This is a genomic window from Nostoc sp. JL34, from assembly GCF_017114945.1.
Lineage (GTDB): Bacteria > Cyanobacteriota > Cyanobacteriia > Cyanobacteriales > Nostocaceae > Nostoc.
Genome location: NZ_JABXKQ010000147.1, coordinates 1 through 13,904, shown reverse-complemented (window position 1 = coordinate 13,904; position 13,904 = coordinate 1). Strand labels below are relative to the sequence as shown.

Here is a 13,904-nt window from a genome sequence, read left to right as displayed (position 1 = left end):
GAATAATCTACAATACCCAATGACTAATGACTAATGACTAAAAAATGAACTTTATATCAATTTTCTATGGGCTATTCTTGTTGAGTGTGTTAGGAATTTACTGGTCTTTAGCACAACATAAATTGCGATTGTGGACGCTGCTAATTGCTAGTTTGGTTTTTTATGCATCTTTGCACATCCAATACATACCATTACTATTAGCATTGACGTTTATTAATTTTCGTGTGGGACTGGAGATTGGAAAAAACACATCACCAGGAAAACATTCTCTTGACTGGCAAATTTCTAATGAAGAGTGGCAATTTGCTCAAGGTGATTGGAATCGTCGCCGTCTAAAAGTTTTGTGGGTGGGTATAATTCTAAATGTTTTACTGTTATTAGCTTTTAAGTATTTTACCCCTTTATTCAAGTTTGTTTTTCATGTACAAACAAATTCACCAGATGGCTCTTTTAAATTGATTGCACCCTTGGGAATTTCATTTTTTACCTTTGAATGCATTGCCTATTTAATAGATGTCTATCGCGGTGCCCCAGCAACAGAGAATTTTCTCAAATTTGCTACATACAAATTATTCTTCGCTAAACTGATTTCAGGCCCGATTACGCGCTATCACAACTTAGCAAATCAATTCAATACACTAGAATTACCCAGCACCGATAGAGTAGCTGAGGCGCTATGGTTGATTGCTAGAGGCGCAGTCAAAAAAGGTATTTTTGCAGACCACTTGGGAATTTTCGTTGATTTATGTTTTGGTAATTTGCAACGGGCGGGTAGTACCGATCTCTGGTTAGCGACATTCGCTTATGGCTTGCAATTATATCTAGATTTCAACGGCTATGTAGACATCGCCCGTGGTAGTGCTTTGCTTTTCGGTTTGGTTCTACCTGAAAATTTTGACTTTCCCTATTTCAGCACTAATATTTCAGAATTTTGGCGACGCTGGCACATGACTCTCGGAGATTGGCTGCGTAACTATGTCTACTTTCCTTTGGGTGGTTCCCGTCGAGGTTTAGTCCGTACCTGCTGGAATTTATTTATTGTGATGCTAATTGCTGGTATCTGGCACGGTGCTGCTTTGGGTTATGTCGTTTGGGGTATATTCCACGGATTAGCTTTGGTGATTCATCGACTTACAGATTCTATAAGCGATCGCTTTGAAAATCTAGAACAATTCTGGCAAAATCCTCTGGGTATTTTTGTCGCTTGGTTTTTGACTCAATTGATGGTTTTTACCTCTTGGATTTGGTTCCGTCTACCTAATCTCCAAGACTCGTCTTTAGTAATTCGGCATCTTTGGGGTTATCCGGCTGACGCCCAGTTTGCTGAAAAGGTCTATGTGGAAGCCTTAAATATGAGCCAATCCCAACTCGCTTGGGTACTTCTAGCTTTAGCTGCCCTCATGGCTGTAGTCTATGCCTTCAATCGAATGCTGAAGTTAGAGTTTAACTGGCCCCTTAAGCTTGTATTCGTCCCCCTATGTTTCTACGCTGTTTGGTTATTAGCTCCTGAAGGCAGTTTGCCTTACATCTACTTTGATTTTTAACTGAAACATCAGACAATATAGAGCTTATTATTTCGTTACAAATCGACAAGACTTAAAATATTTCTCATCGGCTAATTGTAAAGAAGTGTAAAGGTAAATAACTAGGCGATCGCATCATTGAAATTGATAGCTAGTTTGTTGTTGAAGTGGCTTAAAAAGCCTTAATCCATTACTTTGTATTGCTATTCTTTATAGTAGGAAAACTTTACAGTTCGATGAACTTGTTAAACAATTCTATTACAGAATATTAAGTCACAGATCGCACCCAAGTAAATTCATGTAGACTATATTTCAACAGGCGAAATAAACTCCGCTTGTTCCATATTTAACAACCCATAGCACTTATAAAACAATGACCACAACCTTACAACGGCGCTCTGGCGCTAGCGTATGGGATCGCTTCTGCGAGTGGATCACCAGCACCGAAAACCGTATATACATCGGTTGGTTCGGCGTTTTGATGATTCCTACCCTGCTAGCTGCGACCACCTGCTTCGTAATTGCTTTCATCGCTGCTCCTCCTGTGGACATCGATGGTATCCGCGAACCAGTTGCAGGTTCTTTGATCTACGGAAACAACATCATCTCTGGTGCAGTTGTTCCTTCTTCAAACGCCATCGGCTTGCACTTCTACCCAATCTGGGAAGCTGCTTCTCTTGATGAGTGGTTGTACAACGGCGGCCCTTACCAGTTGGTAGTTTTCCACTTCTTGATTGGTTGCGCTGCTTACCTTGGTCGTCAGTGGGAACTTTCTTACCGCTTAGGTATGCGTCCTTGGATCTGCGTAGCTTACAGCGCACCTTTGGCTTCCGCTACCGCAGTATTCTTGATCTACCCAATCGGTCAAGGTTCTTTCTCCGATGGTATGCCTTTAGGTATCTCTGGAACCTTCAACTTCATGATTGTGTTCCAAGCAGAACATAACATCTTGATGCACCCCTTCCACATGTTAGGTGTGGCTGGTGTATTTGGTGGTAGCTTGTTCTCTGCAATGCACGGTTCCTTGGTAACTTCTTCCCTAGTTCGTGAAACAACTGAAGTTGAATCTTTGAACTATGGTTATAAGTTCGGTCAAGAAGAAGAAACCTACAACATCGTTGCAGCCCACGGCTACTTCGGTCGTTTAATCTTCCAATACGCATCATTTCAAAACAGCCGTCAATTGCACTTCTTGCTCGCAGCTTGGCCTGTGATTGGTATCTGGTTTACCGCTTTGGGTATCAGCACAATGGCATTCAACCTGAACGGTTTCAACTTCAACCAATCAATCATTGATTCCCAAGGTCGCGTCATCAGCACCTGGGCAGACGTAATCAACCGCGCTAACTTGGGTATGGAAGTAATGCACGAGCGTAACGCTCACAACTTCCCCCTAGACTTAGCTGCTGGTGAAGTTACACCTGTAGCAATGACTGCTCCTGCTATCAACGGTTAATACTTCAGTATTAGCTAAATAAAAAGCGCCCTCCAGAAATGGGGGGCGCTTTTTAGTTGTAATTACTTTAAAACAGGCTAGAGAATTTTCATAAGCTGGCGATCGCTTGGTTTACTGGTTATGAGAAGCTCTATGCGATCATAATGCCAAATTTGCGTTGAAAAGGCGTAGATGCCATCTTGGCAGCTTTTTGAAAATATTAGGTATCAGCGCTAGGTGATAATACTACCGTGCGCTTGGAGCGCTTGGATTTAGACATGTTGAGAAATACAAATATTTACACAGATAAAATTTTAAAAAAATATCTGGTGTATTTGGGTACAATTACTAAATTGTTACTCATTTATATTAATAAACGCATTGGTATAAATAAAAATAATTATCAAAGCTGTAAGCAGTCAGTAAACTAACTACTGACGGTTATCCTAAGAGTTTACATACATTGTGTTTCCACTGAGTACAAATCTCAGACTTTAGTTTTTGTCTCAATTCAATATAAAATCTAAAACTTAAAATCCAAAATCAACATGGCAGACCTAACTCCTAATTCTAGTTTTAGTTTGACACTGCGCTTGCAGATTCCCAATCGTGTAGGGATGTTAGCATCAGTAACCCAGGCGATCGCAACTACTGGCGGTAATCTCGGTCAAATTGATTTAATCGAGCAAACCCGCAAAGAGTCTACCCGCGATCTGACTGTGGATGCTGCTAGTACTGAACATGCTGAAACCATTGTGCAAGCAGTGAAAGCATTGCCAGATATCAAGTTACTTAGTGTCTACGATCGCACCTTTAATTTGCATCGCGGTGGCAAAATCAGCATTGTCAGCAGAATCCCCCTGAAGAGTGTTTCTGATTTAGCAATGGCTTACACGCCGGGAGTCGGTCGAATTTGTACAGCGATCGCTCAAGATCCAGAGGAAGTTTACAACTTAACCATCAAACAAAACACTGTTGCCATTGTTACCGATGGTAGTGCCGTCCTGGGATTGGGAAATCTCGGCCCAGCAGCAGCCCTACCAGTCATGGAAGGTAAAGCAATGCTATTCAAGGAATTTGCAGGGCTGGATGCTTTTCCCATTTGTCTCGCCACCCAAGATACAGAAGAAATTATCCAAGCAGTTAAGAATATCGCTCCGGTGTTTGGGGGCGTGAATTTAGAGGATATCGCTGCACCTCGCTGCTTTGAAATCGAAAAGAGATTACGCCAAGAGCTAGATATCCCCGTTTTTCACGATGACCAGCATGGTACAGCAATTGTCACCTTGGCAGCGTTATTTAATTCCCTAAAGCTGGTACATAAATCAATGGCGGAAATCCGCATTGTGATTAATGGTGCTGGGGCGGCTGGTGTGGCGATCGCTCGGTTACTCCGAAAAGCTGGGGCAGAAAAAATCTGGATGTGCGACTCTAAAGGGATTATCTCTACCAGTCGCCCCGATTTGACAGAGGAAAAACTCGAATTTGCTGTGAAAGCTCAGGGTACGTTAGCGGGTGCAATGCAAGGAGCAGATGTGTTTATTGGAGTCAGCGTCCCAGGAGTTTTAACACCAGAAATGGTGCAATCGATGGCCAAAGATCCAATTGTCTTTGCAATGGCAAATCCGATTCCAGAGATTCAGCCAGAATTAATCAGTAAAGATGTTGCTATCATTGCTACTGGTCGCAGTGACTACCCAAATCAAATCAATAACGTCCTTGCTTTTCCTGGAGTATTCCGTGGTGCTTTAGATTGTCGGGCACAGACAATTACCATCAAAATGTACTTAGAAGCCGCAAGTGCGATCGCCTCCTTAGTCAAGCCTTCAGACTTGAATCGAGAACATATTATTCCTTCAGTCTTTGATGAGCGCGTCGTTACTGCTGTTGCCGCCGCTGTCCAACAAGCAGCGCGTCAAGAAGGTATCGCTCGGAATTAATTAACTTAAATAATCACTTTTATGGGATAGGCGTCTTGCCCGTCCCTGAACATTTAGGCTGCAATCAATTTGCGCTATGAACTGATGTTAAACAGATGAGAATTGATGCATTATTGGTGATTAGATGAGTTTGGGCTACCAATTTAGGAGCAAAGTAACACATCTAAAACACCATTACTTTGTCAACTGTTTGCAATGAAGTATCAAGTTGGGGACGAGTTTTTACAAGAACTGCCACTGATTTTAGGGGGGCCAATCCTCAAACATACTGAGCCAGAGTCAGTGACGGTATGGGTGGCATTGAAACAGTCTTGTCAGGTAGAACTTAAGGTTTATGACACAACAAATGATGGTGAAGCACTAGGAAATTGTTTATTGGAGGGAGAAGGCTCTACTGTTGCTCTGGGTAAGTATCTTCATATAGTGGCCATCACGGCTCGGTCTATGGTTGAACATCGCCTAACTGGAAATTGCATCTATGCATACGACCTTCAGTTTACGGTTGCTGACCAAACCCCGCAAACTCTGCAACAAGCATTATGCTCAAACTCCTCTCCTCCAGTTAGCATCAGCTACTTTGATCATCAAAAACCAACCTTTGCTCTGCCGCCAAACCGTCTTCAAGATTTACAAATTGTCCATGCTTCCTGTCGGAAACCTCATGGTCATGGGGTTGATGCACTGCCAATTCTTGATAGTTTGATTCAGGCGTCAGCGAATCAACCCCAGCACCGTCCTCATCAGCTGTTTCTCACCGGAGATCAAATTTATGGAGATGATGTAGCAGATCCGTCATTGTGGGTTGCTACTACTCTTGGTGATGTCCTCTTGGGTTGGGAAGAACAACTTCCGGTGAATGGAGTTTACTGCACTCCCCAGCAGCTACCCCCTGGAGAGCGGGCTGATGTGGCGACAAATCAAGCTGGCTTGACCGCAGGATTACATAATAAAGCTGAGAAAGTCAACAGCCATCTTCTAAGTCTGGGTGAATATTACGCTACTTATTTACTAGCTTGGTCGTCAGTGTGCTGGCCGGCCGCATTTCCCAAAGGACACCAAGTAACGCGCGATCGCCATGCTATCAAAGACTGGAATCGGGCAGTCAAGCATTTACGACAATTCATTTATACCCTTTGGAAAGTGCGTCGCGCCCTTGCCAATATTCCTATGTACAGCATCTTTGATGACCATGATGTGAGTGATGACTGGAATTTAAACCAAGCTTGGTGTTTGCGGGTGCTAGGGCGTCCTTTGGGGCGACGAATAGTCCAAAATGCATTGTTAGCCTATACGGTGTTTCAAGGGTGGGGCAATACACCAGGGCAATTTGCACAAGGGAAACCAGGTGAAAAGCTGTTGGCGGCTGCACAAGCTTGGTCAGCTTCCCAAGGAACAGATGCAAAGGCTGATGAAGCGATCGCTCGTTATGTAGGTATGCCAGGCAACGATCCCCGCACAGGTTTACCTAATTTAGTCCGAGACGGTTCAGTATTCATTTTGGATCGACATCCTGAAGCACTGACTTGGCACTACATAGTCCAGAGTGATTGTCATGAAGTAATTGTGCTGGATACGCGCACTTGGCGGGGTTATCCAGCCGATCAAAAACCAATCGCGCCGCCGATGCTGTTGTGTCCCAAAGCCTTTGAGCAACAACTAGTTTTACCTTTACAACAAATTGCTGAACAAACTCAGATTCAAACTACATTTGTCATTGCACCCACGAATGTATTTGGATTACAAGTGATTGATTGGATTCACCATTGGCATTTAAAACAGGAGAAAGTGTTTTCAACCGATGTTGGAGATGCCTGGAACATTAATGTTGAAGCACTGGCGAAATTCCTAACTACTTTGTTTGAGGAACGTCAACAAGTCGTGATTCTATCCGGGGATATTCATTACAGTTCAGTTGCTCACTTGTCTTATAAACGTACCCATTCCAAATTACAGTCTGTCTTAGTGCAGTTAACCGCTAGTGCATTAAAGAATGAAGAGATTTTAACGCGGCTGATTCATACACGATTGAAAGATTGGCTCCTACCAGAAAAGGTGCGACATTGGATAGGCTGGATCAACCCACCGAATATGATAGAAATTTCAGAGAAGCAATTACACCATAATCGCCAGTTGCTGACTAACTCTGACTGGCATTGTGTGCTGGAGTGGATACCTCGAAACAGTGTTCAGACTTCTGCCTACACAGCAGATATATTATCTTTGATAGCTCCCTGGAAACGAGCCGAAAATGCCAAATGGAAATGGTTACAACCCCTGATACTTTGGAAATCTCGTTGGTTTCAGGAGGGGCGAGAAGTAGTTGGATTGAATAATTTAGCTCTGGTTCACTTTGAGTTGGCAGATACGAGTAGTTCTGGCAAAATTATTCAAGATTTGTACTGGTTTTCTTCTTGGTATCCAACCCAAATTGTTTACAGCCGTTTTGAGAGCAAATTAGCGCCCAATCAGTCCTTATTACGATGACCTTTATAGGACAAGGGGAGGGGGAGACAAGGTAAAGTTTCATCCCCTTGTCCTCTTCGATGATCGGCTTGACTCTGCGAATGGAAATTTTGCTTGTATCTGTGGGCACTCTAGATTCAAGAAACATACTGGAGAGTTATTTCTATGTCTACGACCCTAATTAGTGCAACGTTGGCACAAACAGAAAGAGATGCTGTGTTGCAAGCCATCGCCACCATTAAAGAAAAGCTACCATTTTTGGTTGATTTGAGTGCCGACGATCGCAAGACTTTACCCAAGATGGGAGATAAGAGTCGGGCGTTTGTGAGTAAAGCATTAGAGGTGGCGGCGCAGAATCCAGAGTTTTTACCGCGATCGTTTGACTTAGAAGAGATGCGGAAGGATGTGCAATTATTTGAAGCGTTGTATCCGGTGTTGTTGTCGTTGACGCAGTTACAAGAGTTGGTAGATGATACATCTCTTGCAGTCGGTAGTGAAGCTTATGCAGCCGCGTTACAGGTGTATAACTATGCCAAAGCCAGTGGACAGGGCGCGGGTTTAGATGCAGTAGTTGTGGAAATGGGACAACGATTTGCTCGTAAACCTGCAAAATCCAAGTCTCAAAAAGCAGCGTTGTAGAAAATAGCTTTAATGTTGCACTTAAAACGTGCAACATTAAAGCTCAGAATTTGAATGTTGGAGTTAAAAGCACGACATTCCAAATTCTGAGCTTTATTTTTTGAGTTCAAAGGCTCAACGTTCAAGCAAAAAGGCGCAACTTCCGAGTTCAGAGGCTCAATGTTCGAGTAAAAAGGTGCAACTTTCGAGTTCAAAGGCTCAACGTTCAAGCAAAAAGGCGCAACTTCCGAGTTCAGAGGCTCAACGTTCGAGTAAAAAGGTGCAACTTCCGAGTTCAGAGGCTCAACGTTCAAGTAAAAAGGTGCAACTTCCGATTTCAGAGGCTCAACGTTCGAGTAAAAAGGTCGGACTTCCGAGTTCAAAGGCTCAATGTTCGAGTAAAAAACTTAATGTTTGAGGTTCAGCAGTCTGAAATTTGAGCTAAATTCATAATATTTTATATGAGATTTTTTGCAGAGACGCAATTTGACTCGCATCTCTACAATCTGTTTCCATAACTTTTATTGAGCGTTCACAAATTCCAAATACCCATTGCTAAGTTCTTTCACCGCCAAATCATAAAATTGCTTACCGTGTTCAGGCGTTGCTAAACCCGGATTTGATCCCATACGTCCATCTGGATAACGGACTCGAAAGTCACCTGCGCTATAAATCCGATGTCCGCTTGCAACTTCTGGTGAAAGGGGTGCTTGCTTAATCGCTTGTGGATAAACGTACTGGGTGAGGGCGACTTCACTTGGGGTTGCATGAGAACCTTCTTGATCCCCATATAATTCTTTAGCTAACTTATATACAGAACCGCACATAAACCAGTTTGCTACTTGACATTGCACCTGTCGAGCATTAGTAATCTGCAAATCTTCTAAATGAGCGTAAGTTTCCGAGAAAGCAGCTTTGAGAGTAGCGATGTTTCCCCCGTGTCCGTTAATAAAGTAGAACTTGCTAAAACCAGCTTTAGCTAAACAAGTTACATAATCTCGCACTACTTGAATCAAAGTGCTGGGACGCAGACTGATTGTGCCAGGAAAAGCAGTATGATGCAGTGCCATCCCCACATTGATTGTAGGGCCAACGATCGCTTGAGTTGCGTCACCCACACCGGCTGCGATCGCTTCTGCACAAATAGCATCAGTACCAATTAGCCCCGTTGGCCCATGTTGTTCTGTGGAACCAATAGGAAAAATAATCCCCTTTGACTGCTGTAAATAAGCTTCGACTTCTTGCCAAGTACTTAAATGCAGTAACATTGTTAATGATTTTCCTCAATAAAATTGCGGTGGGATGAAACCTTTTGCTACTAAATAGTATCTTCCGTAACTAAACTCCCACTAACACGATTATGAACTCTCTGAATCTTCTGTGCTGGCGATCGCACAAGATCCCCGACTTCGCAAAAGTTGTCGGGGATCTTTGTTTACTGCCAAATTTGGAGACAATTAGACGAGCTATTTCTATGAATATTGTTTAGGGATGCAGTTACAACAAGTTTCGACAGAGATGGATATAAGAAATTTACCAATTCTGCCATTTTATCCTACGATACTCGCCGCGAACTTTCCCATAAGAGAAATCAAAATTGATTTATGAAATGTTGCTTTTCTGGATAATCAAGAAAAAAAGTTGATCAATTTTGATTTTTGACTACTCAAAGTAATAATGCTTCTTTACGTCCTTTGTAATTTCCCATGTGCAAGACATACCAGCGGGAAAAATCACTAAATTGCCCTTACCCATTTGCACTGGTTCTCCCCCATCAGGAATAACAAATACGTCACCTTCCAAAAAATAGCAAGTTTCTTGAGAATCATAAGTCAAAGGAAATTTTGAAACTTCCTTTTTCCAAATTTCCCATTTAAATACACCTAATTTATTGAGATATTCAAGTCTTAAGTTGATGCTCAATTTTAATTTCCATATTGTGTTTGCTCTAGTTATATTCAGCAGTAGGATTGAATATCCTCTCCACACTGATCGACTAGATAACACAAAGCGCGAAAACGCAAGTAGACAAGTTCGTTATAAAGCGGATTCAGCTTGCACATTGGCGGAATATGAGCTATTTTGCGGCCAAAAAGCATGATATCACGCTCGAATGGACACTGAGCAGGAATTAGTTTAGCAATAAATTTGGCTAATTTCCGATTCTGAATCTCAATTTTATCGAGCCATTGACGTAATGGTTGCAATAAATCTAATTTTGGTTGAGCAAATTGCTTTTTACTACCTATTTGATTTTTTTCTTCTAAAGGTTTAATAAAAGCAGGCAAAAAAATACGATGACCTTGTGTTTTAAGCATAGTTTTAGGCAAGGCTTTCCTTGTGTAGATGAACTATTTACCGATTGAAAATGTTCACATGTAATATTTTTGGTCAATTTGCATTGTGCTTGTAGATTCAGAAGCAAAGTAGGCATAATGCAAACAATTTACATGCATCTTTGGGAAGGGAAATGGTTTAACTAATTGTTATTTAAGCCCACCAAATGATGAAGAACTGTCCCGTTAAATACAAAATAACAAAGAAAATATAAAAATGGCATTTCTTTAACTTATCGATTTCTAATCTTACAGATAGGAATCTTATATATTAGATATAAATGCTTGGTTCTGAAACTGACTAGTATCTAGAGATATAGTTTATGACAGACAAACACAGTTTTGTTCTGACCCTACATACATTTCACTAGGATTAGCCCCCTAATATCTTTCAATTTTAGAGTATTGAATATCCATGTAATTGTCTGATATACTACACAAACTAACCTAGATTTTATCTAATAAGTAGCAATAAATCGATTTATAAGTCAAAACTAATACAAGAACTTACACAAGAGCAAAGGGCACTTGTACTGAGTAAATCTACAGTTTCATATAATCAGCTTTCTCCAACTACTACTCACTGTGAGATTTTGCCGTTAGCAGAGCCTCTTGTAGAAAAGTATTGGTTATTTTCCCCAGTTCTCACTCCCCGATTATGAAAAACTTAGTTATTTAAAATATCTTAACCCAGTATTAACCTGATATTTGCTGATATTTTCTACATTCTGTTGCTCTAATTTTGTCAGCAATTTAGCTGGAAATGTCTTTGGTGAATATGTAGGACGATACCAAGGTTGGTTATTAAAGTAATTTTGCAATTCAGTATTATCAAAACGGCGGCCATGAATGGCAAAAATCGAATTTCGCATAATATCTAGTTCAAAACCGCTTTTACCATCCAAATCTGCATCATTTACAAGTCTTTGAGAAAGCCAGAGATAATTGTTGAGAGTTGTGGTATCAACTGGCGGTATTGATGTAGTCGCGGAAGGTGATTGAGTTGGAACAGATGGGGTAGTTGGTGTAAATGTAGGAGTTATCACTGGGCTTGTAACATTTGACGGTGTTTCTGAAGGTAATACCGTTTTATCTGCTATGGGTTGAGAAGATTTGGGTAACACTTGACTAATAATTACAGATGCACCAATTAACCCACCTGCTATCAAACTGCCCATGAGAATATTATTCTGACTATTACTACTTTGAGGGCTAGGCTGTGGTTTGATAGGCACTGTCTGAGGTGGCGGTGCAGAGACTACAGTCGGTTGAGTCAACAGGGGTTGCGTCGGTGGAATTGGATTTGCTATGCTCTGCAAAGAATCCAGCATTGCTCTGGCTGTAGGGTAGCGATCGCGTGGATGATAAGCGATCGCCCGATCGATTACTCTTGCCATAATTGGGCTAACATGACTGGCATATTGCCGCCAGATAATTTCACCCGTCTGAGAATCGGTTTCTAGTTGTTGCGCCTGTTTACCAGTGAGCAAATAAATTACCGTCATTCCTAAACTGTATAAATCACTAGAATAAACAGGTCTACCTGCGGCTTGTTCGCTCGGCATATAGCCAGGCGTACCAATTACAATCGAACTAGTAGGATTGCCTTGAGAATTTACTACTGTTCCCATCGATTCCCGTATAGCGCCAAAATCAATCAGCACTGGTTTACCGTCTCGATGGCGCACAATGATATTATCCGGTTTAATATCGCGGTGAACGATATGCTTGGAGTGAACGTAATCCAGGACGGGTAATAAATTCATGAATAATTCCTGGACAGCGCCTTCACTAAATAGCCCCTGCTTCTGGACTTTTCCAGTTAGGGTATCGCCCTCAATCCACTCCTGAACTAAGTAAAATTGTCCGCTTGAGGAGAAGTAGGCATACAATGCCGGAATTTGCTCATTTGCACCACCGAGTTCTTCTAAAATAGCTGCTTCGCGTTGAAACCTCTCTTGCACCAACTGGTAAATTTGGGGATTATTGTGAATCGGTCTTAGTTGTTTAACCACACAACTACGCTTTGAGGGCATATAAGTATCTTCAGCTAGATAGGTTTCACCAAACCCACCAGCACCCAGTGTGCGAATAACTTGATAGCGATCGTTCAGCAGCTGTATTGTCATGGGATATTACAAGCGATATTCATAAGATAGTTTTCCCCAAAACTACCTTCATTTCAAATCTAGTAAACCTTCTTCTTTCAATTTAGGATTGAAACGAATTTGCATTTGCAAACCACGCAGTTCTAACAATTGCGTTGAAATTTCTGCTTCTACTCTGCGTGCCACATTTTTAATAATTTTTATTTGTGCTAATTCATCATTAGCTGGATTTTGATAATTTGCCTGTTCTTCAGGTGTCATTACTACTTTGACATCAATGGGATGAGTCCATTTTTCCTTGTTATCTCCATTGCCCCAAGGGACACTGCCATTTTCAGCAATCCAAGCATTTTCAGTATTTTCTAAAATTGTGCGACTAGGGCGTTCAATAGTATGAACTTTGACCCAATAGCATTGCTGTGGCTGACGGACTAAATGCTGCTTGAGGCTAAGGTAAACATCACGGGAATATCCTACAAATTGCAACACCTTTTCTTGGTCGAAAATAGCATATATACCGATTTGACCCTGAAATTGTTCGGGTAATTGACCGCTAGCGTCAATATAAGGAATATATTCCAGGTTTGCCAAAGAAGAAAGATTTGTTTGAGGAGCCATACATCAAAGATCAAACTTGCTATTTGCCTTCAGTATTGAGAATTGCTAAGTAGGGAAAAATTATCTTGAAAATTACCTATTACCCAATTTTTGGTAAACTGCACAAAGGCGACTAGGCTTAAAAATCTTAGCACTAAACATGAAATTTGGCGGTACGTTGATGATGGCATATTCATCAGATTCATAATACTTTTCAAATTCTCTCGGCATTCCTTTAGTGGTAGTTAAGCTGTAAGGAACTGGCTGGAAAAGCAATTCTGTAAATCTAACTTGCTCACACTGTAACTGTTCACAAAGTTGCTTTAAGAAAGCAACACTTCTCAATAAATTAAATAGAGTTTCTTGAGCTTGTATTTCAAGAGTGAAACTGCCATCAAAGTTCTGGATGATTTTAAGGGTCATTTTCTATACAGGTAGTTATTAACGACTAAGTTATGTGATAGAGGATAGGCAAACTTGTTGCACATAGTCATCCAAAAGTGCTGAGCAATGAAGCCTACCTTTTTGCGTAGATGAGCTTGGTGAAAAATTACTACTCTAAGATCAGCCTATTGGATTATGGGACTTCTGTCAGCTCTATGAGGAAGCTAGCATGGTTAATAATCGTGAAGTTTAGCTATCAACAAAAGTCATTTTGATACTTTATTATGACGCAACTGCCATGTATAAATTGAATCTTATAAGTTTAAAGCCTTATCTAGCCTAGTTTTTGGAAAACAGGGTAAATACTGACACAATCAAGACTTAACAATTCTCAAGATAAACAAAAACTCCCAAGCTCACATGATTGCTAGCTTGGGAGTTTTTGTTTTAAATAATGAATCCTGGCATCGAGCTATTTTTGCGTAGGGCTACCCCTAAAC

11 protein-coding genes and 1 pseudogene are annotated in these 13,904 nt (G+C 41.2%); 5 read left to right on the top strand and 7 right to left on the bottom strand.

The features are described from left to right. Positions 1–44: 44 nt before the first annotated feature. The 5 genes from HWQ44_RS27000 to HWQ44_RS26980 all read left to right on the top strand — a co-directional run bounded on the left by HWQ44_RS27000 (position 45) and on the right by HWQ44_RS26980 (position 8,000). Positions 45–1,544 (top strand): MBOAT family protein, encoded by a 1,500-nt coding sequence (locus HWQ44_RS27000; RefSeq protein WP_292725018.1) that lies wholly within the window; start codon positions 45–47, stop codon positions 1,542–1,544. A gap of 352 nt (positions 1,545–1,896) precedes the next feature. Next, positions 1,897–2,979 (top strand): photosystem II q(b) protein, encoded by a 1,083-nt coding sequence (gene psbA / locus HWQ44_RS26995; RefSeq protein ID WP_292725016.1) that lies wholly within the window; start codon positions 1,897–1,899, stop codon positions 2,977–2,979. Between the two features lie 527 nt (positions 2,980–3,506). After that, on the top strand, positions 3,507–4,898 hold the full coding sequence (locus HWQ44_RS26990) for a malic enzyme-like NAD(P)-binding protein (RefSeq protein ID WP_292725014.1): 1,392 nt from the start codon (positions 3,507–3,509) through the stop codon (positions 4,896–4,898). Between the two features lie 195 nt (positions 4,899–5,093). Beyond that, positions 5,094–7,382 (top strand): PhoD-like phosphatase, encoded by a 2,289-nt coding sequence (locus tag HWQ44_RS26985; protein WP_292725012.1) that lies wholly within the window; start codon positions 5,094–5,096, stop codon positions 7,380–7,382. Positions 7,383–7,526: 144 nt separating this feature from the next. Next, a complete protein-coding gene (locus tag HWQ44_RS26980; RefSeq protein ID WP_292725010.1) occupies positions 7,527–8,000 on the top strand; it encodes a hypothetical protein in 474 nt (157 codons plus the stop codon). Here HWQ44_RS26980 and HWQ44_RS26975 read toward each other — a convergent pair. The 7 genes and pseudogenes from HWQ44_RS26975 to HWQ44_RS26945 all read right to left on the bottom strand — a co-directional run bounded on the left by HWQ44_RS26975 (position 7,982) and on the right by HWQ44_RS26945 (position 13,443). Next, positions 7,982–8,362: a hypothetical protein gene (locus HWQ44_RS26975; protein WP_292725009.1), complete on the bottom strand. Its 381-nt coding sequence runs from the start codon at positions 8,360–8,362 to the stop codon at positions 7,982–7,984. The two genes, HWQ44_RS26980 and HWQ44_RS26975, sit on opposite strands and share 19 nt — an antisense overlap. A gap of 138 nt (positions 8,363–8,500) precedes the next feature. Continuing rightward, the gene (locus tag HWQ44_RS26970) at positions 8,501–9,247 is read right to left on the bottom strand and encodes a creatininase family protein (RefSeq protein ID WP_292725007.1); all 747 of its coding nucleotides are present in this window, start codon (positions 9,245–9,247) and stop codon (positions 8,501–8,503) included. A 394-nt stretch (positions 9,248–9,641) separates the two neighbouring features. Continuing rightward, a pseudogene (locus tag HWQ44_RS26965) lies at positions 9,642–9,915 on the bottom strand (cupin domain-containing protein). Positions 9,916–9,937: 22 nt separating this feature from the next. Continuing rightward, complete coding sequence (locus tag HWQ44_RS26960) at positions 9,938–10,297, bottom strand: Mo-dependent nitrogenase C-terminal domain-containing protein (protein ID WP_292725005.1); 360 nt, start codon at positions 10,295–10,297, stop codon at positions 9,938–9,940. A 689-nt stretch (positions 10,298–10,986) separates the two neighbouring features. Beyond that, complete coding sequence (locus tag HWQ44_RS26955; RefSeq protein ID WP_292725003.1) at positions 10,987–12,444, bottom strand: YARHG domain-containing protein; 1,458 nt, start codon at positions 12,442–12,444, stop codon at positions 10,987–10,989. Between the two features lie 48 nt (positions 12,445–12,492). Continuing rightward, positions 12,493–13,041 carry a GIY-YIG nuclease family protein gene (locus HWQ44_RS26950; RefSeq protein ID WP_292725001.1) on the bottom strand — a complete coding sequence of 183 codons (549 nt, stop codon included), beginning with the start codon at positions 13,039–13,041 and terminating at the stop codon, positions 12,493–12,495. A 72-nt stretch (positions 13,042–13,113) separates the two neighbouring features. Then, complete coding sequence (locus tag HWQ44_RS26945) at positions 13,114–13,443, bottom strand: hypothetical protein (RefSeq protein ID WP_292724999.1); 330 nt, start codon at positions 13,441–13,443, stop codon at positions 13,114–13,116. Positions 13,444–13,904 lie beyond the last annotated feature (461 nt).